22 protein-coding genes and 2 pseudogenes are annotated in these 26580 nt (G+C 38.8%); 10 read left to right on the forward strand and 14 right to left on the reverse strand.

Annotated features, from left to right (window positions below):
• Nucleotide 1: 1 nt before the first annotated feature.
• The 7 genes from RMY64_RS23135 to RMY64_RS23165 all read right to left on the reverse strand — a co-directional run bounded on the left by RMY64_RS23135 (nt 2) and on the right by RMY64_RS23165 (nt 4251).
• Nucleotides 2-793, reverse strand: coding sequence for a hypothetical protein (locus tag RMY64_RS23135; RefSeq protein ID WP_322701239.1), 792 nt, complete (start codon nt 791-793; stop codon nt 2-4).
• Nucleotides 794-948: 155 nt separating this feature from the next.
• A complete protein-coding gene (locus tag RMY64_RS23140) occupies nt 949-1611 on the reverse strand; it encodes a hypothetical protein (RefSeq protein WP_322701240.1) in 663 nt (220 codons plus the stop codon).
• 24 nt (nt 1612-1635) lie between these two features.
• Nucleotides 1636-1911 (reverse strand): hypothetical protein, encoded by a 276-nt coding sequence (locus RMY64_RS23145; RefSeq protein WP_322701241.1) that lies wholly within the window; start codon nt 1909-1911, stop codon nt 1636-1638.
• Between the two features lie 16 nt (nt 1912-1927).
• On the reverse strand, nt 1928-2728 hold the full coding sequence (locus RMY64_RS23150; RefSeq protein ID WP_322701242.1) for a KilA-N domain-containing protein: 801 nt from the start codon (nt 2726-2728) through the stop codon (nt 1928-1930).
• A 48-nt stretch (nt 2729-2776) separates the two neighbouring features.
• Complete coding sequence (locus tag RMY64_RS23155; protein ID WP_322701243.1) at nt 2777-3235, reverse strand: DUF1392 domain-containing protein; 459 nt, start codon at nt 3233-3235, stop codon at nt 2777-2779.
• 112 nt (nt 3236-3347) lie between these two features.
• Entirely contained in the window at nt 3348-3671 is a 324-nt protein-coding gene (locus RMY64_RS23160) for a hypothetical protein (RefSeq protein ID WP_322701244.1), read from the reverse strand.
• A gap of 10 nt (nt 3672-3681) precedes the next feature.
• Nucleotides 3682-4251, reverse strand: a complete 570-nt coding sequence (locus RMY64_RS23165) for a hypothetical protein (RefSeq protein WP_322701245.1) — start codon at nt 4249-4251, stop codon at nt 3682-3684.
• Between the two features lie 150 nt (nt 4252-4401).
• Here RMY64_RS23165 and RMY64_RS23170 point away from each other — a divergent pair, with 150 nt between their 5' ends.
• The 5 genes from RMY64_RS23170 to RMY64_RS23190 all read left to right on the forward strand — a co-directional run bounded on the left by RMY64_RS23170 (nt 4402) and on the right by RMY64_RS23190 (nt 8519).
• Nucleotides 4402-4647, forward strand: coding sequence for a helix-turn-helix domain-containing protein (locus RMY64_RS23170; RefSeq protein ID WP_225226185.1), 246 nt, complete (start codon nt 4402-4404; stop codon nt 4645-4647).
• A gap of 152 nt (nt 4648-4799) precedes the next feature.
• Nucleotides 4800-5708: a hypothetical protein gene (locus RMY64_RS23175; RefSeq protein ID WP_322701246.1), complete on the forward strand. Its 909-nt coding sequence runs from the start codon at nt 4800-4802 to the stop codon at nt 5706-5708.
• An 85-nt stretch (nt 5709-5793) separates the two neighbouring features.
• A complete protein-coding gene (locus RMY64_RS23180) occupies nt 5794-6144 on the forward strand; it encodes a DUF5674 family protein (RefSeq protein WP_322701247.1) in 351 nt (116 codons plus the stop codon).
• Nucleotides 6125-6481 (forward strand): hypothetical protein, encoded by a 357-nt coding sequence (locus RMY64_RS23185; RefSeq protein WP_322701248.1) that lies wholly within the window; start codon nt 6125-6127, stop codon nt 6479-6481. Before RMY64_RS23180 ends, RMY64_RS23185 begins: the two co-directional genes overlap by 20 nt.
• A gap of 940 nt (nt 6482-7421) precedes the next feature.
• Nucleotides 7422-8519, forward strand: a complete 1098-nt coding sequence (locus RMY64_RS23190; RefSeq protein WP_322701249.1) for a pentapeptide repeat-containing protein — start codon at nt 7422-7424, stop codon at nt 8517-8519.
• Between the two features lie 239 nt (nt 8520-8758).
• Here the strand turns inward: RMY64_RS23190 and RMY64_RS23195 are convergent, their stop codons facing one another.
• Nucleotides 8759-9601 carry a toll/interleukin-1 receptor domain-containing protein gene (locus RMY64_RS23195; protein WP_322701250.1) on the reverse strand — a complete coding sequence of 281 codons (843 nt, stop codon included), beginning with the start codon at nt 9599-9601 and terminating at the stop codon, nt 8759-8761.
• A 211-nt stretch (nt 9602-9812) separates the two neighbouring features.
• On the opposite strand from RMY64_RS23195, the gene RMY64_RS23200 reads away from it, so the two are divergent.
• The 4 genes from RMY64_RS23200 (at nt 9813) to RMY64_RS23215 (ending at nt 14350) form a co-directional block, all read left to right on the forward strand.
• Nucleotides 9813-10697: a GUN4 domain-containing protein gene (locus tag RMY64_RS23200; protein ID WP_322701251.1), complete on the forward strand. Its 885-nt coding sequence runs from the start codon at nt 9813-9815 to the stop codon at nt 10695-10697.
• 187 nt (nt 10698-10884) lie between these two features.
• Complete coding sequence (locus RMY64_RS23205) at nt 10885-11097, forward strand: hypothetical protein (protein WP_322701252.1); 213 nt, start codon at nt 10885-10887, stop codon at nt 11095-11097.
• A gap of 55 nt (nt 11098-11152) precedes the next feature.
• Nucleotides 11153-11671, forward strand: coding sequence for a hypothetical protein (locus tag RMY64_RS23210; protein WP_322701253.1), 519 nt, complete (start codon nt 11153-11155; stop codon nt 11669-11671).
• A 54-nt stretch (nt 11672-11725) separates the two neighbouring features.
• Nucleotides 11726-14350 (forward strand): TIR domain-containing protein, encoded by a 2625-nt coding sequence (locus tag RMY64_RS23215; RefSeq protein WP_322701254.1) that lies wholly within the window; start codon nt 11726-11728, stop codon nt 14348-14350.
• Nucleotides 14351-14452: 102 nt separating this feature from the next.
• On the opposite strand, the pseudogene RMY64_RS23220 reads toward RMY64_RS23215, so the two are convergent.
• From RMY64_RS23220 to RMY64_RS23230, 3 genes and pseudogenes are all read right to left on the reverse strand, one after another.
• Nucleotides 14453-15134 (reverse strand): annotated as a pseudogene (locus tag RMY64_RS23220) (IS4 family transposase); the annotation flags it as partial.
• Nucleotides 15135-15193: 59 nt separating this feature from the next.
• A pseudogene (locus RMY64_RS23225) lies at nt 15194-16207 on the reverse strand (transposase).
• Between the two features lie 299 nt (nt 16208-16506).
• A complete protein-coding gene (locus tag RMY64_RS23230) occupies nt 16507-16728 on the reverse strand; it encodes a transposase DNA-binding-containing protein (protein ID WP_322701255.1) in 222 nt (73 codons plus the stop codon).
• 423 nt (nt 16729-17151) lie between these two features.
• Here RMY64_RS23230 and RMY64_RS23235 point away from each other — a divergent pair, with 423 nt between their 5' ends.
• Complete coding sequence (locus tag RMY64_RS23235) at nt 17152-18846, forward strand: P-loop NTPase fold protein (protein ID WP_322701256.1); 1695 nt, start codon at nt 17152-17154, stop codon at nt 18844-18846.
• A gap of 179 nt (nt 18847-19025) precedes the next feature.
• On the opposite strand, the gene RMY64_RS23240 is transcribed toward RMY64_RS23235, so the two are convergent.
• From RMY64_RS23240 to RMY64_RS23250, 3 genes are read right to left on the reverse strand one after another with little or no spacing between them, the layout of a single operon-like run.
• Entirely contained in the window at nt 19026-24377 is a 5352-nt protein-coding gene (locus tag RMY64_RS23240; RefSeq protein ID WP_322701257.1) for a DEAD/DEAH box helicase, read from the reverse strand.
• 58 nt (nt 24378-24435) lie between these two features.
• Nucleotides 24436-25926: a B12-binding domain-containing radical SAM protein gene (locus RMY64_RS23245; protein WP_322701258.1), complete on the reverse strand. Its 1491-nt coding sequence runs from the start codon at nt 25924-25926 to the stop codon at nt 24436-24438.
• A gap of 56 nt (nt 25927-25982) precedes the next feature.
• Nucleotides 25983-26540 carry an AAA family ATPase gene (locus RMY64_RS23250; protein ID WP_322701259.1) on the reverse strand — a complete coding sequence of 186 codons (558 nt, stop codon included), beginning with the start codon at nt 26538-26540 and terminating at the stop codon, nt 25983-25985.
• Between the last annotated feature and the right edge of the window lie 40 nt (nt 26541-26580).

Consider the following 26580-nt stretch of genomic DNA (forward strand, 5'->3'; position numbering starts at 1 on the left):
ATTATGCCCTTAGTGCTAATTTTAACTGCGCTTCAACTTCTCGCAAATTAATGGAAGATGGTCTGGTGTTGCTCGGAACTTTTGGAGCGTTAGCTGCGGCTTGAAGTTTTGCTTTTAGCTCCAGCATTTGTGGGCTAAATCGATACTCATTCTTACGCTCTTGTTTTGATTGTTCTTGTTGACGGCGTTCTTCGTCAGCAGCAATTGCCATAGCTAAAACATCATCCTTGCTGGTATTTGCATTATGTTTTGATTCGGTAGGCTGCTGACGTTCTTTCAACTCATTGAAACTATCCCAGTGGTTTTGAATCTCTGCTTTGCCGGAGTCAGTTTTTGAGAGTCGAGTCAGGGCATTTTTTGCCTCGCCTGTTGTTGCCTGACGAATTAACTCTTTGGCATACCTGGGAGTGCTGTTCAAGTATTGCCTGTAAGACTCTACAAATTCTGCTTTCCAACCGTTAGGGCCTGCTTTATCCATCCAAGGCGGCAGTCCAGATACTCGCATCGCTTGCTCAGTTTTCTCTGTGGGGTGCATTGTGTAACAAGTCGAATCGGGCAGTGATGTAGGATTAGCACTTTTTGGGTTTGGTGCTACTAGCTGGTTATTAGATTGTTCGTTTTTATTGAACGACCCCACCGCAATAGTTGGTCTACAAGAGGGGTTATCGGTTTGTTGCAAAGACTCGGAATTTTTTAACAACGAAGTGGAAAGTTTTGGGATTGATTCTTCTGGGGTTGGTTCTTCAAGTTCAATTTGTTTTGTTGTTAAATCAAGTTCTTCTTTCTCACACACACTATCTTGGGTGGGGGGCGCGGGTAGCGGAGCTAGGGGCGCATTGTGTGTAATCTCTGAAGTAATCTCTGTATATAATGACTCTCATGTTGGTTATGCCAAATATGAATAAGTGTTTAACGTGGCGATTGCTACTTGGGGAAGAGCGATCGCTTTTATCTCCAAGGTGTAAAATTATTCCATTGAAACCAGCTTGAGCCAGAATCAGAGTATGCAGAGGTGCGGTGGATTGCTAGCGGATTACCCCAGCAGCAGCAGGCGTTGATAGCAAATGTGGGTTTATCCTGAAGTGTTCCGTCTTTTAATTGAATCTGGTAAACCTCATCCTCAGCCCAAAGTTCTAGCCATTGCCCATGCAAGTACTCGGCGTAAAACTGATTCCACCGAGATGAAAGCCAGCGCTCGTCAGCTTCACGGTCATAACGCCACAGTTTGAAGGCAATGTTCCAGTGCGCGAGGAAGTCGAAGGCCACTGGTTTGGAACAAGTAAGAATCTCTTTATCTCCCGGCACAAGTGTCAGTTCCTCACATAACCGGGGAAGCTCTACAGCCATGCCGCCGTACTCAACGGTGTACCATTCGATTCCGCTAATACCCTGGCTTAATTGTTTTGCCCAAATTGCTTTTCTTTTATCGGCAGTTTCTTCTGTCTTGGCGAGGAACATATCGAAACGCAATACTGTTTCTACTGGTGAGAGTCCACCTTTAACTGCGTGGTTTTGTAGTGCTAAGTCACACGCCGACTCCCAACCGATTGCGTTGATTTGGTCTATCTGTTGGGCAAGTGCAGCGGCTCTTGGATCATGAAATCGTTTCATATTTACTTAACCTCAAAAGAAAATTCATTCTTGTGAAACATAGTTCCAATACTCAACAACGAAATCGTTTGCTTGCTTTAAGACTTGGGGGAGTAAAAATAATTGGATTTCCCAAGCAGCTATTACACTTTCTGCGAAACATTCTGAAAGTTCAACTCGGATAAATTCTGGTAGATTGCTCTCTAAAAATTTGAGAGAGTGATCTTTGTTATCTGGTAATGGCACGAAAAAACAATCATCGTGCATAAAACTTGCGACCAAACCGTGTTTTTCGGCTAAAAGCTTTCGTAAACTATTCATAATTTTGGTGAAAGAATTATGGACATATCACTTTAACTATTTCAGGCAACCACCGTAGCTGAAAGACAGTCTGGTTTGAACCTTTGGCCATTGCCGAAACCATTCGCCCCCATTGCTTACCTGAGTTAGTCGGACGATATGGGATTTTCTTGTCATCAGTGCGGTACTGTAAACCTGCGTGAACTAACCAGTTGTTCACAGACACTGCACTCATTCCAACTTTCTCACCAATATCTGTAGGCTTGAGATATGCATCATCACTGACGTTGGTAACTACGATCGCTGACTTGAGTTCATCGGCTGCTGGTTTAAGTGCGGGATTAACTCTGGTGGCGGCGTTAACAGCTAACTGGGCGGTGAGGGATTTTTCTAACCCAGCGAATTCTCCTACCAACAGGGCTAATTGTGCAGCTTCTTGAGATAGAGCTAATGCTTTTGGTGGTTCTTGCTGTTGTACTGGCTCTACTTGGGTTGAGAGCATCACTTTCATCAAAGTTCTGTTAGCCCAGATGCGGAACTCGACACAAACCCACTGAGCTAAATCAATTGCGATTTCTGGATAAATCCAAGTCCCTTGAGAACTGCCATAACCATCAACTTCGATGACAAGAGACGATATCGGAATCCCGATGTCGTTTGAAAGTGCCCTCCAGTAAGCTTTTGTGGACTTTCTTTCTTTATAATGTCCCCAAGACTTGTTATTTGCATGGCACATCTGAGTTGCATTCACATAGCCCTTGGGAATGCTATATTTGCCTACCTGGCCATCTTCGGGCATTTGGTTAATTTCTGTGTCATGCCATTTGTGTATCAACATAGTCGAACTCTCTATTTATTGTTCAAACAGTTAATCTTTGAAAAGCACTTAGACATCTACCCGCACCAAACTTTTCTCACCAACCAGTGAGAAACGATTCGATATAGTCGGTGTTTTAATTAGCGTTGGTGACATCAACTCAACAAGGTAAAACCAAGAATTATTCACCAGCCCAATCCCTAAAATCAGCCGTTGCTTTGTTCCCTTATCGTGAGAACAGAGCATTACTCTTTCGCCCAGAACGAAGGCAGGTTTTTGCACGGTGAGAGTTTCTAACTCTCCAGTCCCGATAATTTGGTTTTGTGTAGCATGGAGTATTTCATTACGGCAATCAATTGAATAAATCCAGCACTCATGCTTCCATTGCATACCGCAACAATAGCCAAATGTTCTCGTGGTTCGTAAATATACTCTCTCCAGTAAATTCACCTCAACGGGTGGAATTGTTCCACGCCAAGGAGGAGAGAGATACCAACTTGTTTTGAGTGCATTAATATGGTCAATCATGCTTTTCTTCCCTGGGATTAATAACCTAAAAATCTTCGGCAATGTTTGAAGAAGAACGCCCAAAAAATACCTCAAAGTGAGCAGCAATTTTCACTGCTGCCCACATAGGGCTTCACACTGTGACTAATTCTTGAAGAAGAGATCGCACTTCATGGTTGAAAAGCTGCTGTAATTCATTAGAACTCAGTTGCTCTAAGGGTCGGGATTGCAAGTATTTGTGAACTGGTTCAGCCAGCGATGTATCCACCATTGACAATGAACGCACAGCATCAAGCACCGAGTTAGAATACTGCTGCTGACCTGAATAACGCCTCTTCACCCACCAGTTCCCGTTAGTGCATCCGACTTGCCCCAGTTTCACGCCCTTGTTGTTGTAAATGCCATCATCGAGAATTTCAAACCCATAATTTTGGCACTCATTGAAGATATGCGCCATGATTTGGTTTTCAGTAGAAGAGGAAGGCATGGGGGCAGAGGCGCAGAGGGGCAGAGGAGAAAGTTGTTGTAAGTTTTTCCCCTCTGCACCCCTGCTCCCCTGCACCTCTGCTTCTTCTTGCACTGGCAGTGTGCCATCTTTGTAGTGAGTGCAGATGAAGCGATCGCAACGCATTAGAGTGTTGGCACGAAATACTTCTTTGTCGTTGACCATGACCTACCCAGCGTTGCGTTAAGTGGTTGTCGTCATGGCTGATGTTGGCTATCAGTTGATTACCAGCATAATATTCGTGATGGTCAAACGAGATTTCGACTATTGTGAGAGGTTCGGGAGCTACAACTTGGGCTTGGTGTGCGATGTAGTTGTCAAGTTCAGCTTGGGCGATCGCTTGGTTGTCGGGGGCAGCAGGGGCGAGTTTCTGAATCTTGCTTGACTGATAATCAGCGATCGCAGTAATCCATGCATCCTTACAGCGTTTGTCGTTTACTTCGACTGTGCAGGCGATTTCACTGTAGATTTGCTTGAGTCGGGCAATTGATTTCAGTTGCAGCTGTTGTTGGCTGTAGATATGGTATGTCATGATTGATTAAGTTCCTAACGGGACGGAAAGCGCTTCTGATTGCGAGTCTGGGGCGCTTTCTTTATACCTAATAGTGTAATCTGTTAATTAACAAGTTGTCAACTGTTTAGTTGACAATTAACATATACTTTTAGAATTGGAATTACGACTATGACTGTGAAAGTAAGACGGATTATTAAGCTAGAAGTTGATGTTCCTGGTTTAGGGGAACGCATTAAGCAAGCCAGAGAAGCTAGAGGGCGGCCAGTGACACAGATGGCCAAAGAAGTTGGAATATCTCGTAACTACTGGTATCAGTTAGAAGCGGAAGCTGTTTTGGGTGGTGTCGCAGAAGAGACTCTTCGGAAAATTGAAGAGGTTTTAGGTGTAGATTTAGGGGTACAGTTTGATGATTGACCCTCAGACTATTAATTCTCTTGCTCTCCGGTCTGTCTTACTAAAGAAGCAGTGGCCACGGCAGACTAGGTTTACGCAGTTACCAATTACATCCAAAATCTATATTGCAACTGACTCAGAGCAAATAGCATCGAATTAAAGGAGGTGGAATCATGCCTAAACCACCTTCTAGACGCAACAAAGCCACCTCTGCCACATCTACCGATTCAACTTCAGCAGCTAGCTCTGTAAACGAGGATATCTCCCAGCAAGTAGATTCAGCGACAGCAACAATTACGGTTACGGCTGTTGAAGTCCCAGAGTTGACGGAGGATGAACAGCGCGATCGCCTTCACCTAGAGCACCGTGTGGAAAGAGCGTTTTTTGAGGCGGGGAAAGCGCTGACGGAATTGAGGGACAGACGGCTTTATCGCTCCACGCATAAAACATTTGAAGATTATTGCCGCGATCGCTTTGGGCATAGTCGTCGGCAATCTTATCTTTTAATGGATGCGGCGGTTGTTTTTGATAATTTGATGGAAAAATGTGATCCAATGGATCACATTTTGCCAACTAACGAACGTCAAGTCAGACCAATGACAAAGCTTGAACCCCACCAACAGCAAGAAGTGTGGGTAAAAGCGGTGGAGCAGGCAGGGGGTAAAGTGCCGCCAGCTAGAATCGTTAAAAACGTAGTGCAGCAAATAATGGAACGCACCCAAGCACCTAACACTTACCAGTTAGGCGAAGTATGCCAAATCCTTGCAAAGGATAACCCCCAACTCAGAGGCAAGGGTGGGTGCTGGGGGATAGTTAACCATGTGGGCCAATTCAGTTGCACAGTCAGAACCTGGGATGGAGAGTATACGGTTGGGTTACAGTACCTGAAGTCATACAACTACTTGCCTGCCGAGTGTGAGCAGATGCGGGTGATTTGCGATCGCATCAATCGGGTGTATTCGAGTGGACTGGAGGAATCGGTGCAGAGGTTTTTGGAGTCGTTGGGGAAGCTGAATCGGGCTTATTTGACTGGGCTGGAAGAGAAAGTATTGAGTCTTTTGGAGTTGGAAATCAGACCGTAATGCTGCAAGTGATTAATTTTGGTATTCAAGGGATTCTACAAAGTAGAATTTTGACTTGTGCATTTATACAGGTAGGGATGAGATTTTGGTACTGGTTATTAGGGAAAGAGCAACGCTCGAACAAGTGGAGTTAATGCTGCAAACCTTACGAGTTTACATTAAAGTGGCAGTAGATATAGAAAGAAGGATTTTGGCTGGAGGAGGAGAGAAACACGCTTACTGTGAAGCAGCATTGCTTGAAGACGGTAGTAGACAGCGAGATATCTGGGGTGCGGATTGGACTCCCTTTAACCAATCGATAGCTTATGAATCGATTATTAACATTCGCCCCAGCCAAAATAATCGCTCAATGTTAATTCAAGATCCAGCCATTCAAGAACGTGTTAAAAAAATAACCCAGGAGCTAATTGGTGGATATGAACCAGAATTTAGATGAAAAACAAGCACAGTTTCAAGGCGAAAATACATCACATCGCTTAGGGCATATAGCTTCTAATTTAGCTAGGCTGAGAACATTTTGTAACAGCGCTTATAAAGAAGCTGTTGAGAGTGTGATAGATGAAACTATATGTTTTATTGAATGGACGGCAGCAGAAATTGAACCTGAATATGCTGAAGAACTGGTTAACATTGAAGTTCAACTGGCACGATGGAGATTAACTTTTAATAGTATTTGGTCTGAAGAGAGTGAACGGAAAAATATGTCCGAGCAAGCAAGTACTTGGTCAGAGAGGGTATTAAATATGTCAGGTTTATTGTCCCAATCTGCCTAAATCTCTTATTACTTGGATCTAAAATGCCAGGATTTCACCAAAAATGTGAAATTGCGTAATGCAGTTCATAATTGCAGATATAGCTTATGCACCAGATTGCACTAACACCCACAACAGCGATCGCGCCCTCAAGCCATCGAAGTATTCCCCAAGCGGTTGAGTAGAGCGAATTCAGGAGATGGAGGGGAAGAAAGTGGCGGTGAGGGACATTTTGCAGTTTTTGGAGGTGAGAAGATGATGATTCTGAGGTTGAGTTCATACAGAATTACACTAAACGATTATCAGTTAAGGCATAGCAGGGGCAACTGAGGCGTGGTGTTAGACATTGTGCAGCGCTTCAAGGGGCGAACCAGAGTACCAAACACTTACCACTTGGGCGAAGTATGCCAAGTTTTAGCCAAGGGAAACCCCGAACTCAGGGGTAAGGGTGGGTGTTAGTGTGAGGTAAAGGTTATTTGCAGCCGCTCAAGGGAACCGTTAGCAGTAGTTACGATGCACTTCAACGGACTAAGGACAAGCAACTAAATCGAAATTACAATCATTACAAGACAAAGTAATCATGGAATTCAACCCAAACAACAATATCGTCCCTATCTTACTGCTGTGGAAGAAAAATTGTTGAATGTTGTGGAGTCAGAATACGGGGGTGATATACCGCCCTAAGCAATTTTAGCAAATGTGCTGATACTGCTATATGGTTATAAGTATGGTAAGAGCTTTTGGGGCAAGATGAGTTTAGTCGCCACCTGTATTATTTTGGGGATTTTGTTTTGGAGATGTGGATGCGGAGCTATAGGTGATTGGTGCTGGGGGTAGACAGTGGAGTTAGCGCAAAGCTGAGAAAACCGAGACAAAGTTGTACTGTGAAGTTATGATTGATGCCTGAAAGTTACAGGTCTAATTTATTTTTATCGTATATAATTAATAGACGGTTATGGATTTGACAATTGAAGAAATTCTTACAATTTTAAAAAATAATTTTTCTATTTGGAATGATTGGCGTAAGAGTAATCCAAATATTGAAATCAATCTTTCTAGAGTAAATCTATCAAATTTAAATCTTAGTTTTAAAAATCTTAGTAGTATAGATTTTTTCGAGACTAATTTTAGAAAAGCACAATTAACTCTAGCCGATTTAAGAAACACGGATTTAAGAAGAGCAGATTTGTATGAGTCAAAATTAGATGGTTCTAATCTGACTGGTGCAGACATACGTGAAGCTAATCTTGGTAATACAGATTTAGCTGAAGCTATATTTATTAAAGCAGACTTGCGTGGGGCTAGTTTAAATGCAGCACACATCTACAGAACAAAATTTTGTGAAGCTAATTTAGGTCAAGCAGACTTAATGGGTGCAAGAATAGTTGAAACTGATCTGGAACACGCAAATCTTGATGATTGCAAAATTTACGGTATTTCAGTTTGGAATTTAAAAGGCAAACCCCGAAGCCAGTCTAACTTGATTATTACTCGCCCTGATGAGCCAACTGTTATAATTGATAACCTCAAAGTCGCTCAATTTATCTACTTACTTATTAATAATAAAGAAATTAGAAATATTATTGATACTGTTTCCCAAAAGGCAGTATTGATTTTGGGTAGATTTACACCAGAACGGCTAGAAGTTTTAGAAGCGATTCGTACTAAGCTACGTGAACTTGGATATGTACCAATTCTTTTTGATTTTACTAAACCACAATCTCACGACTTTCTAGAAACAGTTTCCACTTTAGCTCACCTATCAAAGTTTATTATTGCCGACTTTACCGATCCTAAAATTGTACTTGAAGAAGTACCCCATATTGCAAGAAATGTCTCTGTACCGATTCAACCGCTATTTATGAAAGGAACAGGCAATATTGCTGTCTCTATAGGTAATCTTAGAGTCAATCATCGTTCGATTCTTGATGATTTTTATTATGAAAATCTTGAGCATTTAATGCAAAACTTTGAACAAATGGTTATTAGTCCTGCTGAGAGCATGGCACAAGAGTTATTAGAGCGAAAACGTAAGGAAGCTATTAAACAGCAGAAGTAGCTATAGTAATATAGTATCTATTAAGATATTTATTATATATTCGATAATTATGGCTCTTCAGTACTTAGTATGCTAAATTAATCTGCTAAAAAGCTGAAAACATTGCTGCACAACAAAAACAGGCATTATTTTTAAGATTTTAGGTAATTCTTGCGAGTTAAGCGTTCTAAACTTGATTTTAAAGTCCAGTTTTGATGTTTAACTAATAATTTGGCATAACAAGTACTGAAGAACCATAATTATTTTAGTGGTTTATTATAATTAGGCTTACTTCTCTTTATAATTCTGTCTGCTTTCTTCTGCGCTTCTTGAATAGTTTTCATTTTCTCAATTTTAACTTTGAACCCTGGAACATAATTTTTTCCAGGTACTAAGTGTTTTTGAATAGTTGTATAAACTTCTCCTCTCTTTGCTACTCCTGTATAATTATTCCTATTTGCTTTAGTTAAGATTTTATAAACTATTGGTTTATCGTTAGATAACTGAGCAATGCCTTCAAAATTAAAATTTACAGTTTTTGTTTGTGGTTTTAAAGTTTTAGCATTTTCTAATGATTTATAATTTATATTGATAGGTTTTGGATCAGATTTTTGTTTATTATTTGGTGTTTTTGGGCTGGATTTTATAACTTTAGGTTTGGATACGTTCGTAGGAGTTAAAATATTTAAGTTTGCATCTATAAGTTTATTAATAATAATCTGTGCAAATACTGTAGGTCTAATTATTTGTAAATCAAAATAAAAAATTGTTGGGGGAAGTCCTGGAATCTTTGTATCATCAAATCGTGCGGGAAGAATATACTCTTCTTTCGTTTCAAATGCACGAGCCTGGGCGCTTTTTCTTTCGTGATTAGTCCAAGTCTTTTTCAAATAATGTTCAGAAATAAATATGACATAAAAATGCGCCTGATTACGATAAACATCATCTAAATGCTCATATAAATTTTTGCCCCAAAAATTAGTCTGTTCAAATTTATCATAAAAAACTCTAATACTAGATTTTCGGAGAGCAGCAGCAACTTCTTCAACATATTCCCGATTTTCACTTGCAAAAGATAATGCAACTTGGTATTTCTTGTCCATAAATTAGCGATTAACGCTACTTATTACTGAAAATATATTTGTGGTGTCATACAAAAATGACATAGCTATACTAAAACTATATAGTGAATTCTACAATAGATTTGCTCTAAGGTGATCTCTCAAAATAATTTTATCAATGAGGAGAGTGAACAGCCTTTCCCCCTACGATGGAAACATATTGTGTGCTAATCTTTATTCTGGAAATAACCTAATGAATGAACTACCTGAATTTGATGTGTTTTTAGCTCATAATACTCAGGATAAGCCTCAAGTAAGGTTGATTGGATCTGTATTGAAACAGCGTAGGCTAAAGGTATGGCTAGATGAAGAACAAATTATTCCAGGACAAATTTTTCAACTTGAGATTCAAAAGGCGATAAGTAAAGTTAAATCTGCTGTTATCTTTATTGGACAAACAGGATTAGGTAGATGGCAATATGTAGAATTACAAACTCTTTATAGTCAATTTGTGCAGGCTGAGAATGTAAAAACTATTATTCCTGTATTGTTACCAAGAGTTAATGAAATACCAAAGGATTTGCTTTTCCTTGCCCAATATCATTGGGTAAGTTTTACTAATGGAATAGATGATGTTGAAGCTTTGCACCAATTAGAGTGGGGTATTACTGGACGGAAGCCAGAGCGGAAATCAAACCAGAAACAGGTTATTGAAACCGATGTTTTACAATCTAATGACCTAAGTTCTGCCAAGGGAATAAATTATACAAAACTACGTGATTTTCTAGCGGAGAGAAAGTGGAAACAAGCAGATCAAGAAACTACGTCTGTGATGCTTCAGGTAGCTAATCGACAAAAAGAAGGCTGGTTAGACGTAGGTAACATCAAAATTTTTCCCAGTATAGACTTACGTACCATTGACACTTTATGGGTAAAGTTCAGTAGGGAACGCTTTGGCTTTAGCGTACAGAAGCGGATTTGGCAGGAAGCTAATCAAGCTTACACCAAGTTTGGCAAGCAAGTTGCTTGGTATAAGTATGATTGGATAATTTATTTTAATATAATTTACTCTTCTAATGCTCCCACTGGCCATCTTCCTTGTTCTTATTATTATATCCTAAGTAAGTTTAGAGTATAGAGATATACAGAAATTATTCCAGTCACACGAGAGGTAGGACAAGTCGGCAAATTTTCAAAAGATGACCCAGGAGTTGTTTGTTTATTTTATTTGCGCGACAGGACTTGTAATATCTAAAATTAAGTATTTTTTCCTTGCACACAAAAATGACACTACTACACTAAAATTATCCAGTGGAATCTACAGTATGACTTCACCTCAATTTAGTATCCGAATTCCGTTAGACGTAGAACAAAGGCTAATGGGTTATGTCAAGCAGAATGGCATGACAAAGACAAAAGTGATGATTGATGCTTTGGCTCACTACCTTGGTTGTGCTGAGGATGTGCCACTGACACACAGAGTTACTGAATTAGAGAAAAGAGTATCAGCATTAGAGGCTGAGAGAACAGGTAAGTAAAAAGTATGATTTTACTTAGTTGTAAAGAATTAACCCTTAACATTGCTATAAACTCATGCCTAAATCTGACCGAGCGAAAATCAAAAAAGTATCTTTCAGCCTCCCCTTTGGCATTGGCTCTGTGGAATGGGAAGCCGATCCAACAGAACGTAGAGCAGCTTGGTCGCTGTACGTTGAACTTGTAACCCGCATTGCTGTTCAGCCTTTGGAAGCAGACAATGGACTTTTGCGGGAGGCTTTATCATCCTTGTACAACTTGTTCCCTGTGACACGACAAGTTCTTAAAGAGGGTGGCCCAGATGTGGGAGCAACTTATGATTCAGTTGGGGGGATTGCGATCGCAGTGCTAAACAATGGGTTGCGTCCGTTTCTGTCCAAGTGGCATCCATTATTGCAGACATGGGAAGCGCAACGACCGCCGCATCAGAGTCCGAAAGAACACGAGTGCAATTGGTCTGAAGAACCGAAATTAAGAGATGAATTGGAATCGTTAAGGAAGGACTTGGAGCAGTATGCGAATGCGTTGGCTGTAATTGCTGGGGTGAAAGAAGAAAAACCGAATAAGGCTAATTGAAGAAGTTGTAACTGCAAGAGCATACATCTGTCCTTGCTCCTTAGAGTTTTGGTTATGATAGTGCAAACTGCAATAGCAAGGTTAAGGCAACCACAAATGTCCATCGCCAGAGCGTTCTTGTCTCATTCATCGAAAGATAAAGAATTTGTTACAGCTGTTGCAAACGAGCTAGGTCGCCAACACTGTATTGTTGACAAGCAAGTATTTGAAACGGGCACTGAATTTAAGCAGTCAATTCAAGATGGATTAGATTCCTCTTCAGTATTTGTTTTGTTTGCAAGCAAGAATTCATTGTTATCAGACTGGGTGAATTTTGAGGTAGAAGAAGCATGGTATAAAAAACTTGAAAGAAGTTTACAAAAATCTCTTGTTTATATCATTTCGGACTCAATTGATATAGATCAGCTTCCAATCTGGTTAAGACGTGCGAAGATTCAGCGTGGTAATGTTGCTAAAAGTGTTGCAAGAGAAATTCGCATTCATCTTGACCAGCTTAGAGAAGAACGAAAAAATCCTTTTGTTGGACGAACTGGAGATATTCAGACTCTACAAGAAGCGTTGACTCCGGCTGACGTGGAATTCCCTCCACACGTTTTTTTTGTAACTGGACTACCAGGGATAGGCCGTAGATCACTTATTCAACAGGTTGTAGAAAGTAGTCTTGGGCTAAAACCTTTAAAGAGTCCTTTTCGACTAGGTGAGGGATTTAGTATTCAAGACATCTGTAGCTCTGTTGCTAATTTAAATGAACCTTATACTACAGATTTACGCTTTCAACAGATCATGAGGGAGATTCAAGCACTTTCTAAAGAGGAGGCATTAGATAGAACGCTTGTAAATCTTCGTAGAATGACAAATAATGGTGAACTTCCAATTTTTTTGGATGAGGGTGGATTATTTGATAGTAATGGAAATCTTTCCGAACCTATCCAATCAATAATTAAAAAACTTTCGCTAAATGATGAAGCATACATAGCTTTTGTGTCTAACCGTAGACCACTTAATGGTAATCAATCTATTGTAAGAATTCGCCTTAATCCTCTTAAAACAGAAGATTTAAAATTGCTTATTAGAACCTTAGATAGAAAGTATCTTAAGGTTAGCAGTACAAGACAAAAACCCTTAAAAAGCAACGAAATATCCGAACTTGCTGCATACACTGCTGGCTATCCACCTTCAGCGTATGCAGCAATGGAACAAGTAGAAGAATATGGCATTGACATTGTATTAGCAGATAAAAACAGATTTTTAGAACTGAGAATCGATCAATTCCTTAAGCATTTTTCAAAAGAGAAGCTGTCTGAAAGTGAAAAGGATATTCTTCGCTTACTTGCTAGTTATAGTCCCTTACCACTAAGGGTTATTACACTAACTGTTTTGCAAGATATAATCATTACTAGTAAGAACTTAGCACGCCTAATTAATTTATCATTTGTTGTTGTAGAGGATGGACTATATCGAGTATCTGATCCAATTGAAGATGCTGCAATTAAAGCTTTTGGATTAACAGGATTTGAAGTCATCAAAATATTGGTTAAATCCATAATTGATCTAATTGATGATCCTAACTATGAAGAACAACGTCTTGATTTACATCGTATCCTTTATAGAGCATCTTGGTATCTTAAAGATAAAAAAATTCAGAGAAAAGTAATTTTTTTGTTTACTGATTTAATTAAAACTATTAAGAGTTTATATGATCATGAAAGAAATTATCCCAAGGTTATTGAAGCAACCGAAGTAGCATTAAATAATTGCAAGAATAAATCTGACTATGAAACAGTTATTTCATACAGAGCTAAAGCTTTTATCCATCAGGAAAAATGGCAAGAAGCCGAACAAGAAATACAAAAATTGAAGGAGTATGCCCCGCTCCGAAACTTCTATTATCTGGAAGGTTTTTTAAATAGAAAGCAGCGAAAAAACCAGGATGCTATTGATTTTTACCTGGAATCACGCAGGTATGGTAGGGATGATGAAGCACTTAATAGAGAACTTGGTCATTGCTACTTTTTTGTCGGAAATTATGAAAAAGCAAATGAGTGTGTTCAGAAAGTACTACAGAGACAACAGGATAAAAAGCGCGTTAATTTCTATGCCTTAGATTTGCAGGCTCAAATAGCTATAGCACTGGGTGATGTAAATCTTGCAAAAAGATCCATTGAGCAATTGCAATATATTGATGAGTCTGCACACTATTACAGGAAATCAAGATTTGAGTTTTTATTAGGCGATAAGTATGTAGCGGAACAATATGCTGAGAAGGCGAAGTCTAGCGATAACAATCCTAGATTTCAAACTTTAGCTCACTTAGCATTGTGCAAGATTGTAAATGGAAAAGTAGATGAGGCAGAAAGTATACTGAACGAAATAGAGCGCAATCAACAGTTTGGAGCAATTAATTCAGATATTCGTAAAGGATTAAGAACTAGACTGGCGATTGCTCGTAGTCGGTATGAAGATGCTTTTTATCTCATTACAGAGATTAGAGATAAGTCAAGTAAATCTTATAAAGGTATTCGACGAGATGTTTTACAAGGATACTTAAACACTTGTGTAATACCTGATAGTGAGCGAACTAAGCTTGATGCAGAGCTAACGATATTAAAAGCGGAATTAACGAGCATTAACGAAGCTGAATTGGCAACGGAAATTGATAGTTATTTCGATATTGATTAGTATTTAATCAACTCCAGAATTATGGTACAAGCTTTAGCATACCGCTCCAAGCTTTGTTTACGACTATGTAATTTGGTCTTTTACTCAATCTGACTTTTCCCGTTAAATCTCTCTAGCAAGCTGCCAACCCTCACGGAGGTCGTGCAATTTTAACCAGCCGCACCACAGTACGTGGATACCAATGGGTGTATTACGTCGATGTTCCAAGTAACCCCCTAAACGAGCGATCACTTCTATAGCCCAACTAACTGTTAGCACCTTGGGGAGTTTGGGAGATTTAGCTTTTAAAATCCGAAGCTCAAGGGGATTAAGAATCTTAATGTCGGGGGCGAAAGGTTGGGTGCGGTGTAGATAAGTTAACTGCAAAAGCTCAACAGCAATCACACTCAAAAAACCAATTAAGGTCTTCATACCCTCAGCAACAAGTCTGTATCTTTCTACCTGACACCCTGACTTGAAAATTTTATGATACTCTTCCACTCGTCAACGGTAAGAATACCAATTTAAAATTGTAGAAGCCATCTGGATATCTGCGACAACTTCCGTAGTTAGCAACATCCATTCTACAGGGGTTTCACCTTCTGGACAATCAACTTCTGTGGCATAAATAGCATACACGAGTAGAGGATCGCGATTGTCAAAACGGTGGGGAGTACGGAGATTAACGAGACAAAATATTACAGCCAGCTTTGCGGGCAGAACGCTTGCTCGTATCTGGGAGTTTGATTTCCTGTTCAAAACCGATAGATTGAGCTTCCAGCTTTGACCACAGACGTTCACTATCAGGACTTACGCAACTGGCACAAGCAATGGCGTGGTGTAACCGCGCCGCAAACCAAACAACTATGCAATAAACATGGGAACAGTTGGACGTTTGAGTTGTTGAACTAAATAATTTGATAACAATCCATGCTTAATTTGATAGATGGTTTGACCAGTGTTATAAGCTAAATCTTTGAGTCGAAGCCAGACTAAAATAGCACAGGCAATATGATTTCTTTGAATCCGACCCTTACGACATTGGCATGATTCAATGCCAGTCAATTGTTTTAATTCTCGGTGAAACTCCTCAACTTTCCATCGAACCTTACACACTTGTTGTACAACGTCCGTAGAATCTTGAGATAAATCGTTCGTAGCGATAAAATCCGTTCTGTCGGTGGAGACAGTTACCCGAAACAGTTTCACTTTTTTGGCAGAGGGAAATTTCTTTATCTTAATTATTTTACCTGATTTTAACTCCTCATTATCCCAAGATAACAATTCAATTCTTTTATAATCTTCTTGTTTTTCCGTATCATCAACAAGTCGATTACGTTTCAGAGGGCAATAATAATATTTCCCTAACCCATCAATATATAACATCAATTTATTTGTGGCATACCAAGTGTCCATTAACACGGTTTGAAATGGTAAAACTTTATGATATACAAGGTTTTGCAGCATCTCCGTCACATGAACTATCTTTGTTTTTCCATCTCTGTCCGGGTCATAAATACGATAGTCAACTACCCAAAATTTTCCGAGTTCATGATTGACATATATACAATTTATTAGTCCAATTCCTTGGATGACTCTATGCTCGTTACCACTATATTGCCGTTTAGTTGTTTCTATTTATATGGCATATCGTTTATCAATTACTGTGTCATCAAAAACTAGATATGCATTCTCACTAACTTGGATGATATCTTTAACATTATTTAAAAGCAACCTTGGCGTTAGCTTTTCATTCTTGAGATAGCGGTTAATTTTATCATGGCTAATCTGCTCTAAATGCTCTGCCAAATTTGTCAGAGTATAATTAATTTGACTGCTTAGTAAGTATTGGCAATAGTTAAGTTTAGTAAATCTCATTGCTACACCATTTTTTTTAATGCACCGTCTATTAATTTTCTCAGAAAATTTTCCAGTCAACTTTACACAATTAATTAGTATTACTAATTTAAGCTTGAGCCGATCACTGAAATTCTTTCTTAGAATACTAATGTATTACTAGATAGCGATCACCCTGTACCAGTTGCGTCAGTTATGCTAATACGCATGTACCAAAATTTAGCGATCGCCTGTGCCAGTTGCGTAAGTCCTGACTATGTTGTATTCTGCAACAGTTTCCGCCGTCATCTGACAGTGCGGGTGTATTAGCTTTGAAAATTCTACTTTGGGGTTGGCAAAAACTCGTAAGCTCTCTTGAGTACAGTTGCTCGACTGAAGATTTTTGGCAGTGCTTTGCCAAATCCTTGACTTAGAACATAGCCTATTGACATTGCACGTTCATTCAATCTGTGATTGCCCAACTCACAAGTTGCAAAATTTTTCTCCCACCAGTCCAACATGATTTGTCGCCTCTGATAAGCTAATGAGCATTTAAGTTGCATAACACCAGGTCTGAAGCCCTTACTACAAGTGAATCAGCCTGGAAAAATGAATGACGATTAGTTTACCACACTTGGGTTATTTTACTGTAAACCTTGTAACTTGCCCTAAACCCTTTGTGAGCAAGCTTTTCAAGACTTAACGGGATTGTGATCACATCAATCGGGTGTATTCGAGTGGGCTGGAGGAGTCGGTGCAGAAGTTTTTGGAGTCGTTGGGGAAGCTGAATCGGGCTTATCTGACAAGCTTGGAGGAGAAAGTGTTGAGTGTTTTGGAGTCTGAGTATAATATAAAAATAAAACCTGTTAAGAATAATAACTTTTAAATAAAGTGTAGATTTTATTATCTACATATCTGTAATTGTGAATATATTTAAAAACTGTATTATAAATTATAAAAATTAATCTATTAGATAAAAGTTTGAAATGTCCATTAAATTAGTAAGAAATCAGATAAATAAATTCTTGGGTACTGAAACACCAGAGGTACTAGCGGTTCGAGGTGAATGGGGCGTTGGCAAAACGTTCACTTGGAATAAATTTCTTGAGGATGCTAAAAATGAAGGAAGAATTGCTTTAAAAAGATATGCGTATGCATCATTATTTGGTTGTAATTCATTAGATAATTTGAAGTTAAAAATATTTGAACAAGTCATTGATACTAGTACAATTGGAGTAAAACCAAATATTGAAACTTTTAGAAAAAGTATTGAAAGTTTAACTGTCGGGAGAAATATTTTAAAATTTATCCCAAGCTTGCCTTCGTTTAAGAATGCAAATATATCTTTATTGCTAGATAGTCTTGCTTTTTTATCTCTTAATAAAATAATTATTTGTATTGATGATGTTGAGCGAAAAGGAGATAATTTTAAGATTCGCGATCTGCTTGGTTTTATTTCACTATTAAAAGAACAAAAAGATTGTAAAATTATCATTATATTAAATAGTGAGCCTTTAAATAATAGTGAAGATAATGATTTAAAAGTATATCGAGAAAAAGTTATCGATATAGAGTTACTATTTGATCCTACACCAGAAGAATGTACAGAAATAGCTATCTCTTCGGTCAATTACTGCTCATTACAAATAAAGGAATTCTCTAAAAAATTAGAAATAAAGAATATAAGAATCATTAAAAAAATTCTTAGACTTTCTGATCAACTTGAATCTTTATTAAAGAAATATGAGCCAGAATTAATATATCAAGCTTTACATAGTATGACACTTTTAGCCTTATGCTATTTTAAACAAGGTAATGACAAAATTCCTGATTATGATTATATAAAAAATATTGGTTATAAAATATTATATGGGCTAAATGCTAAAGAGGCAACTATACAAGAAAAAGAATGGAATTCATTTCTTAGAAAATATTCATTCTATCATATAGATGAGTTTGATTTAGAAATTGCTAAGGCTATAGAAAATGGATTTTTTAATGAGGTTTCGCTATTAGCAGAAGCAGATAAATTGAATGCTAAAATTATAGCTGATAAATCAGAAAATTCATTTTCAGAAGCTTGGGAAAAATATCACAATACTTTCGCCAATAATCAAGAAGAAGTTGTAATATCTCTCTATGATAGTTTTAAAAAAAACGTTCAGTACATAAGTCCTATTAATTTAAATGGTACAGTCAAGCTTTTTAGATACTTAAGTGAAAATGAAAAGGCAGATAAATTAATTGATTTTTATATTAATAATAGAAAAAATAACAAAGTAATATTTGATTTGAAAGATTCTCCATTTGCAAATCATATAGATGATCCAAAGATTATTGAAAGATTTAATTGTGAAAATAAATGTTCTGGAGATGATAGAAGTCCAGAAGAAGTTATTAGTAGTTTAGCAGCTAAAAATGGATGGAGTCAAAATGATATAGAAATACTTTCTGCTCTTACAGTAGATGACTTCTATCAAATATTTATTAGCCAAAATGGAAAGCATTTATCGCTATGGGTTGATGCTTGCCTTCAATTTGCACAGATAAATAATGCTTCTGTTGAGGAAAAGATGATATCTAATAAGACTATTGAAGCACTCGTCAAAATTGGAAAGCAGAGTTCCCTGAATGCACGCAGAGTAGCTAAGTTCGGTATAATAATTGAAGGTGATATATAACAAGCACTTTTCAAATGTATTAACGCATTTAGTTTTTGCTACTGCACTGCTGTGGTGACATAGGTGCTTGCCCTTGGAGTTAAATGGACAATCGCAGGTGATTTAAAGCATCTTAAGTCTGTGGAATATTTACTTAACGAATGTGAGCAGATGTAATTCTTTTGTAATCGTATAATAATTTACTGTCTTTCCAGAATAATCAGTTTAGATTGCCAATCTTCATTGTGCCGCAATGTCAAAACAGTAGTGTAATTAGCCTTATGTATAAGATTATCGCGTTTAATCTTGTCTTGCTTTTGCTTATCAGAGCTATCATGTACTGAACCATCACAGAAAACAGCGATCGCCTCCTCCTCATAAACAAAATCTGGTTTACAGTTCGCTTCTGGAATAAATTTCTGAGCAGCATCAGGTAATTTGTAGCCCTGTTGATAAATTTCTTGCAAAACCACACGCTCAAAATCAGAGTTAGGGTCTGTTTGCTCCAGCAATTTTTGATATTGCTGATCGCGAGTAAGCCCTTTGACTTGAGTAATAACGTTACTCTCCAGTAAGAGGTCAAGCCAAGGTTTGATTAGGTGACGATTTATCAGTGCATGGTCAAATTGATTGCGGTAAGAGAGCAAGCATTCATAGCAAGCTTGAATACAACTGTCTTTAGGTTGTGTAAAATGACAAATATCGAAAGCTGCATCAGCAATTTTTCTAAATGCCTCTGGTTTTTCTAATAGCTGAGAGAGTACACCTGCACCACTTTCAGCAGCTTCCCAGAAGAGTAAATACTTGCCTTCGCCTAGTCGTTCGGAGTCGAGTTCATCAGCTTCTAATTTATAAACGGCTTGAATTGCAGTTTCTAAGGTGTATTGCAAGGTGGCAATAAAAGCTTCTCTGTCCTCAACAGGAACATTCAATGGCTCAACAATCAAGATATTGCAAGTATCATCGACCATTAAATTGACTTCGGTATGCAAGCTATCGGGTGTCTGTTGAGTCTGTGGATTTTTATAGTCACCCCATATACCCGTTGTTGGATTGAGCTTAAATCCTCGTTCTTCTCTATTCCTCTTCAGTCCCCGATTAATTCGCCAAATGGTAGCTGTAGCTCCATAAGTTAACTTGAACAGTGGCGTACCGTCAGATGCTTGAACAATAGCTGATTCACGCTTTTGACTAGCGTAGCGGAAATGAGTGGTGATGTTGTAGCCGTACTTGAGCCGTTCTTCTTCGTCGCAGGTAATGCGTTCTCGACGACGAGCGATCGCAGTTTCCATTGGCAGTACACGAGTCAATTTGGCTACATTGCCATGAGCATCAGGTTTAATTTCTGCACCGCAGTTTTCACAAGTGTCACGAAAATCGCCATCATGGTAATACCCGCAGTTAGCACAAACGCTCACCCGTTTATACTCGCCTTCAATGCCACCAACGGGAACTTTTGTTTTGGCCACCATGAATTTACTACCTTCGTAGTAAAGGATGTTATTGGGAGCAAATTCCCGTAATGCCATTGAGCGGGGACGAGAAATAAATTCGCCACCTTCACCAGCCGGAATAAATGCCCGAACTGGCAAACGAGGGAAGTTGAACCCTGGTAAAAACCCTTCGGCAGCAAAGTAACGATAGGGATAAAATTCAAACTGGGAATTACTCTTGCCTTGGCTGTGTCCTACGAGTAAATCAATTTGTCGTTGTGCTTCTCGTGCCTGTGCTTCAGCATTGTTACGTTCTTCTTGAGCAACATCACCTCTAGCAAAACGGTCAATGGTGCGACGGGCAGATTCTAACTGTTTAACTGACTCTATATACAAATCTCGCCAACGCTTACAGGCTCGGTCAAAAGCATTCAGAGCATTTTCGATGGTATTCTGTAACCAATTTACAGAATACCAAGAAGCTTTTTGCAAATCCTCTTGGCAGAAAAAATCTGAGAAGATAGATTGGGCGGCTTGCAGACATTGGGTTAATTTGGCTTGGCTCAGGGTAAGTTGTTGGCGAATGCTGTCTTTGAGAGGATAGTTTTCTAATTCCAAATCCAAGATTTTATTCATGGAATCTTCCAAGTAAACCCCAGTATGTGCTAACCAAATGGAGTAAACATGAGATTTAATTAAATCCTGGTTGGCTAGCTCTAGTTTTGGTGGAGCAACTACCCCAGCAACCATTTGATTTTGTCGTTTGAAAAAGTATTGATCGTGACCGCTACCAATGGAAGCATAAGTAATTACTAAAGCTTGCTGTCCGCTTCTACCAGCACGACCGCTACGTTGGGCGTAATTCGCTGGGCTGGGAGGAACGTTTCGGAGATGTACAACGCTAAGGTCAGAAATGTCGATACCTAATTCCATTGTTGGAGAACAGAACAATGCAGCTAATTGTCCTTGACGAAATTTTTCTTCCCGTTCTTGACGGTCTTTGTTGCTTACCTGTCCGGTATGTTCTCGCCCTTCCATTGTTTGGATTTGCAAAGCGTTGGTTTGGTAGAAACCCTGGAAAAATTGGTTAACGGATATATTGGGTTTATCGTTACCCTGTAAGCGACGGGATGTTAAGGGATCGGTAGGAATTTCCTTGAGATTGGTTGCTTTCCATAGTAGTGAGTCTATGCGTAGCTGTACCTCAGTTTTTTCTTGCACTAGGTAGCCAGCATCACACAAAGCATCAATTAGAGTAGTGATTAAGCTGTTGAACTCTACATCTGTTAAAGGTTGGCTGCGGAGCGACCATGTATTCGGCGATCGCAAAAATCGTCCAATTTTACTTCTAGTAGTAAGCTTAACTTTTGCTCTTTCATTACCACCAGTGCTAATAGTTGCCCAAGTTGCTAAATATAAATATTCGTTCTCATCAAATACCCAAGGTTCTTTAAGAGTTTGAATGACTTCGCTTTTGAGTGAATCTTTCTGGTCTGGTTGTAAAAGTTTGGCATCAATTGCCAATTCTCGCCTCAGATGGTTGAGAAATGCTTGGGTAATGATGAAACGTTCTTGAGGACTGGCTTGCAATAGTAAAGAATGGCGGTGTTTTTGCCAAAGGTTGTTGTCAGCACAGGCTTCTTGCAGTCCGTCATACTCAATTATCAACAGTCCGCATTGTTCGAGGTTGGGTTGAACAATACGCCACCCCCGACGCAAGTCTTCGTAAAGACGATATTCAATCAGTTTACGAAAGGCTTCTTCATTGCGTCGCTTCCCAACACCAAACTCTGCTGCTTGCTTGGCATAGTCGTTTTGAGTAATTCCCATGTATTGGACGACTACACTAGCTAATTCGCTGTGGGTGAGTTGCCCTTTAGCTTGAATTGCGCCTAAAAGTGCAGCCCGTAAGAAACTGGTTTGGACAAAATCATTGAAATGCCCTGCTTGTAATGAAGCATCTTGACGATTATCAGTAAAACTGAGGATTTTGGCAGCTTTAGCTTCCTCGCCTGTGAAGACTTTCTTGAGGCGGCTAGTGGTAGAAAGACAAAGTAAAGTGGTAGCGGTACTGCGCCCTTCACTGCTGAGGCGAGAGAGTTTAGCAAATTCGTTTCGCTTCTTATCATGAAGTACGCCGCAGTTCAGACAGGTCAGAAAGGGCTTAGGAATAAACCAACAAGTGGTTCCTTGCAACAAGGAGGATGTAACTTTACCATTGGGTAGAATTTGGAGTTTGCGAGGAATAAACCGTACAAAGTCTTTTTTGGCAACCCGTCCTTTCTTTTTGGTTTCACTAAACCAAGAGTCAGGAAGTCTATCTTCATCGCTTGTATCCCAAAGTTCTGGTTCATCGAGGGTGAGATAACCTTCGGTAATATCTGCATCATCAGGACTAATATCTAATGTAGTGGGCAATTGGGGCAGGATAATATGCTTATCGGCATCGTAGCGCACGACATAATAATCCTGTCCACATTCCCGACAAAAAACGAGGGGATAAAGTAGGCGGTTGTCGGTGGTTGTATATTGACCTTCGAGGGTTAAATGGCGTTTGTCCCGATTTTCAATAGTGGCGTAAACGCTTCCCCCTTGGGAAATGAATTGATGTAGGCGAAAAGCAAGTCCATTAATCTTGCTTCCCCACAGGAACATCTGTTTGAGGACTGTTAAACAAGTTTCCTCTAGAAGCTGGGTTTGTTGGGCAAGTTTGGTTGCACCTGTTTCTAAACTGATGGGTTGACGGCGAACGAGATGCCCTTCTCTTTCTTCTAAACCGAAGTTCATCTCGATCCAGTAGCTCAGGGAATGATTTCGGAATTCTGTTAGTGTTTGTTCTAATTCGGTTGGTAAACCTGCTGAGATTCCTTGGCACAGTTGTTCAATAGTAGGTTCAACACGTTGGATAGAACGTTCTAGGGTTTCATCAATGACATTACTGGGTTTAATTTCCACGCCAAATAACTTACTAGCGACATCTGCCACAACTTGGCGGCGTTGTTCGCGGGAACCGACCGTTGACATGGTGGCACTTGTGCCAATGCAGAGTAATTCGTCATTACTTTTGCTACGCTGACGGAGTTTGCGGATCAGTATGGCAACGTCTGCACCTTGTCGTCCGCGATAGGTGTGTAATTCATCCAGTATCAGGAATTTTAAATTGGGAGATTCTACCAGTTTATTTTCGTGAGTGCGTGACAGCATTAACTCTAGCATCACGTAGTTGGTGAGCAAAACATGGGGTGGGTTGTTTTGAATTTCAGTTTTCTTGGTTAAACTTTCTTGCCCGGTATATTTTTCAACACGAATATGAGTATTCGGAACTTGGCGTAAAAATTTGTCGAGTTCTTCTTTTTGTGAGTTAATTAAGGCATTCATCGGATAAACCAATATTGCCCTGACTCCTGAAATTTCAGGATGACGCAGTAAATCATCGAAGATCGGCACGACGTAAGTCATGCTTTTACCGGAACCCGTTCCTGTAGTAACAACGTAGGGTTCTTGGCGCTGTGCGGTTTCAAATGCTTGTTTTTGATGGTAATGGAAGGTGAAGGGTTCGCCGTTTTTTTTGTAGAAATATTTTTCGCAGTCTGGATGAAGGGTTCGCTGTTGTACTAATTCTTTGACTGTTGCACCCTTTTTATAGCTAGGATTGAGTTGTACTAGGGGGTCAGTCCAGAGTTGCCCCTTGTCTAATTCTGCGTCTACAAATTCTTTGACTTTGCGATCGCGGATTTTGAGAAAGCTTTCTATATAGCGGCGGTAGTCGCCTATTACCTCGTTGCGAAAGTTAAAAATATCAAGGGAATCAGGAATTGATAATTGGGACGACGTGCCTTTTTGTTGCGTGGACGTGCGTCCTAAGCGATGGTCAATGTGTTGGTAAAGTTGGTTGGCAAAGGTGTCTGTTAGGGTGTTAGTGTCAAAAATCTCTGTTAGCTCTGCATCATCCCATTCTTGGGGAACATGGGCGAAAATTAGGTTTAGTTGTTCAGAAGTGATAGAAACAATATTTGTACAATCAACTAATGCTAATCTTTGTCCGATGAGGGAACTAATAGATAAAATAGCGGATTCTGGCTGTTTGATTAATTCTTGTAGTTTGACCGGGATTTTCATAATTAAAAGCTGTTATGATAATATAAAAACTGCCTCAAATAGCTAGTATTCTCATGTTTTACATTCCAGCTTTTAAGTAATCCCAAAGTACTTGTCTATTTAATTCCGTTTCTTTCAAATCTTTGGAAAAAGGTAAAGAATCAATACCAAAATTAATAGCAGCATCGACAAATTCGGTGTAGGAAATTTTTGGAGAAAAATAACCATATCGCTTTTGAGTATAAAAAGTGTCGATAGTCTGAAAAGATTTAGCAAACAAAACTCCTAGCTCTTGGAGAGAATCATAGGTTAATTCTGAACTAGGGTTAATAGGCCATAGATGTCTTGACTGCCAAACTGCATCTGTAATAATATTTCCTCCATAACGCTTAACTTCTTCTTTTATTCCCCCTTCTAAAGATGAACCAGGATACAGCAAAAGAGGATATGCTGAAACACTAGTGACATAGGGTATATTCTTAGTAAGATAAGAAAATGTTGTTGCTATTGTTTCTAAAGTATCTCCTATATAAAAAAGAATATTGAGCTTGATCATAATACCAAGGTCATAGGCAGCACGCAGTATTTCAGATGCTCTGTCAAGATACCTTTGGGGATCGCGAGTTTTACCCATTCGGAGAAGAATATCAAAAGAAGCACTTTCTAATCCTAAATCCAAAATTCGACAGCCCGCTTTTGCTAATTTATCTAGACGGCTTGGAGTTAAATATTCTACACGCGTGCTAGTTCTCCAGGTAAAATTTAAACCTCTCTCTTGACGTTGAATAGCTAACTGGGATATTTCTTCATCTTGCATGAGAAACATAGGTGTTTCTAGGTAAATACAAATTTCATTATCCCCATATATATCAGTAATATATTCCGCTTCATCGATGATAGAGGGTATGTCCTTTTTACGCACTCCAGTTTTTGCAGAAACACAGAATTCACAGCCGAAAGTACAACCTCTACCAACTTCCAAACTTGGTGCAAATGTCTGGAAATTTGGATAAAGGCTATAGTTAAGTCGAGTCATTTTTTGAGGATTAAAAGCTAAATCATAATGAGTTGAGTAAATCTCTCCATCAAGATCGCGATAAACAATATTGTTAATTGTATTAAGAGGCTTTTTGTTAGTAATATGCTCAACAAGTTGACACAAAATTTCCTCGCCTTCACCTCTGACTACTATATCTATCGCTGAACATTCCAATAATACTGTTTCTGCAATTTGTCCAACATGATCTTTACCACCAACAATTATAGGAATAGATGGAAATCTCTTGCGAATTATGCTGGCTATTTCTAGGCAAGGAGGATAGCTAAAACCACTGACGCAAGATAAACCAATCACATGAGGCGAAGTCTGCTCAATTTCTTGTAAAAGTTTTACTAAACAATCTTCTTCAGGATGGGATTGAGGGTCAAAAATACCAACATTAAATCCTCTCTCTGTCATATAAGAGGCGATTACTAAAATGCCAAAATTCAGCCTTTTTAAAAATGAAAAAGCTAAATCATAAGGTTTTTTACCTAAATCGATTGGGATATTAACTAAAAGTAAATCCATGATTTTACCTATTGTTGGATATTTTGAGTGTTTCGTAGCTGTTTAAATTTGTTAAATTAAGAAACTTTTGTAACTAAATTAGTAAGTAAAGTTTCTAATTGTTGAAATAATTCTTCTTTTAGCCCATCATTAATAATCATAAAATCTGCTATAGCTATAGTTCCACCTAGCTCGATTTTCTCGATTTCTCTATAATCTCGTGCTTCGGCTTCATCTCTTTTAAATGGTCTTATTATTCTGGAAGCTAGGCGTTTATAACGGATATGCTTGGAAGTAAATAAAGCTAAGACTACTAATTTATCACCGAACTCTTTTTTCAGAGATTTATATTCACTAAAGCTTCTTATGCCATCAATGATAACAAAAGAATTTTTCATCAATTTAGCTTGAATCCAAGGTAAAGACAGTTTTACACAAGCATCCATTCCATACTTCTTTCTGATTTCCTCTCTAATTATTGGCTCAGTTAGGGGTGTAATTTCTAGTCCGCGTTTTAAAATTTCTTCTCTAATCAAGTCTCCAAAGCTTAATACAGGCAAGTTCTGATTTTTAAAATATTCAGCTACTGTACTTTTACCAGAACCAGGCATACCAACAATTGCTAATACTTTCATTTTTTACCAATATCTACAATCTGCTGCAAGAATAATCAGC

Origin of the sequence: Nostoc sp. DedQUE08 (assembly GCF_034530895.1) — a bacterium.
Taxonomy (GTDB): Bacteria; Cyanobacteriota; Cyanobacteriia; order Cyanobacteriales; family Nostocaceae; genus Nostoc.

Excerpts from the sequence above, each read along its gene's own strand:
- RMY64_RS23140 (WP_322701240.1), bottom strand. The coding sequence starts at position 1,611 with ATGAAACGATTTCATGATCCAAGAGCCGCTGCACTTGCCCAACAGATA.
- RMY64_RS23145 (WP_322701241.1), bottom strand. The coding sequence starts at position 1,911 with ATGAATAGTTTACGAAAGCTTTTAGCCGAAAAACACGGTTTGGTCGCA.
- RMY64_RS23150 (WP_322701242.1), bottom strand. The coding sequence starts at position 2,728 with ATGTTGATACACAAATGGCATGACACAGAAATTAACCAAATGCCCGAA.
- RMY64_RS23155 (WP_322701243.1), bottom strand. The coding sequence starts at position 3,235 with ATGATTGACCATATTAATGCACTCAAAACAAGTTGGTATCTCTCTCCT.
- RMY64_RS23160 (WP_322701244.1), bottom strand. The coding sequence starts at position 3,671 with ATGGCGCATATCTTCAATGAGTGCCAAAATTATGGGTTTGAAATTCTC.
- RMY64_RS23165 (WP_322701245.1), bottom strand. The coding sequence starts at position 4,251 with ATGACATACCATATCTACAGCCAACAACAGCTGCAACTGAAATCAATT.
- RMY64_RS23170 (WP_225226185.1), top strand. The coding sequence starts at position 4,402 with ATGACTGTGAAAGTAAGACGGATTATTAAGCTAGAAGTTGATGTTCCT.
- RMY64_RS23175 (WP_322701246.1), top strand. The coding sequence starts at position 4,800 with ATGCCTAAACCACCTTCTAGACGCAACAAAGCCACCTCTGCCACATCT.
- RMY64_RS23185 (WP_322701248.1), top strand. The coding sequence starts at position 6,125 with ATGAACCAGAATTTAGATGAAAAACAAGCACAGTTTCAAGGCGAAAAT.
- RMY64_RS23195 (WP_322701250.1), bottom strand. The coding sequence starts at position 9,601 with ATGGACAAGAAATACCAAGTTGCATTATCTTTTGCAAGTGAAAATCGG.
- RMY64_RS23200 (WP_322701251.1), top strand. The coding sequence starts at position 9,813 with ATGAATGAACTACCTGAATTTGATGTGTTTTTAGCTCATAATACTCAG.
- RMY64_RS23205 (WP_322701252.1), top strand. The coding sequence starts at position 10,885 with ATGACTTCACCTCAATTTAGTATCCGAATTCCGTTAGACGTAGAACAA.
- RMY64_RS23210 (WP_322701253.1), top strand. The coding sequence starts at position 11,153 with ATGCCTAAATCTGACCGAGCGAAAATCAAAAAAGTATCTTTCAGCCTC.
- RMY64_RS23215 (WP_322701254.1), top strand. The coding sequence starts at position 11,726 with ATGATAGTGCAAACTGCAATAGCAAGGTTAAGGCAACCACAAATGTCC.
- RMY64_RS23230 (WP_322701255.1), bottom strand. The coding sequence starts at position 16,728 with ATGCAACTTAAATGCTCATTAGCTTATCAGAGGCGACAAATCATGTTG.
- RMY64_RS23235 (WP_322701256.1), top strand. The coding sequence starts at position 17,152 with ATGTCCATTAAATTAGTAAGAAATCAGATAAATAAATTCTTGGGTACT.
- RMY64_RS23240 (WP_322701257.1), bottom strand. The coding sequence starts at position 24,377 with ATGAAAATCCCGGTCAAACTACAAGAATTAATCAAACAGCCAGAATCC.
- RMY64_RS23245 (WP_322701258.1), bottom strand. The coding sequence starts at position 25,926 with ATGGATTTACTTTTAGTTAATATCCCAATCGATTTAGGTAAAAAACCT.
- RMY64_RS23250 (WP_322701259.1), bottom strand. The coding sequence starts at position 26,540 with ATGAAAGTATTAGCAATTGTTGGTATGCCTGGTTCTGGTAAAAGTACA.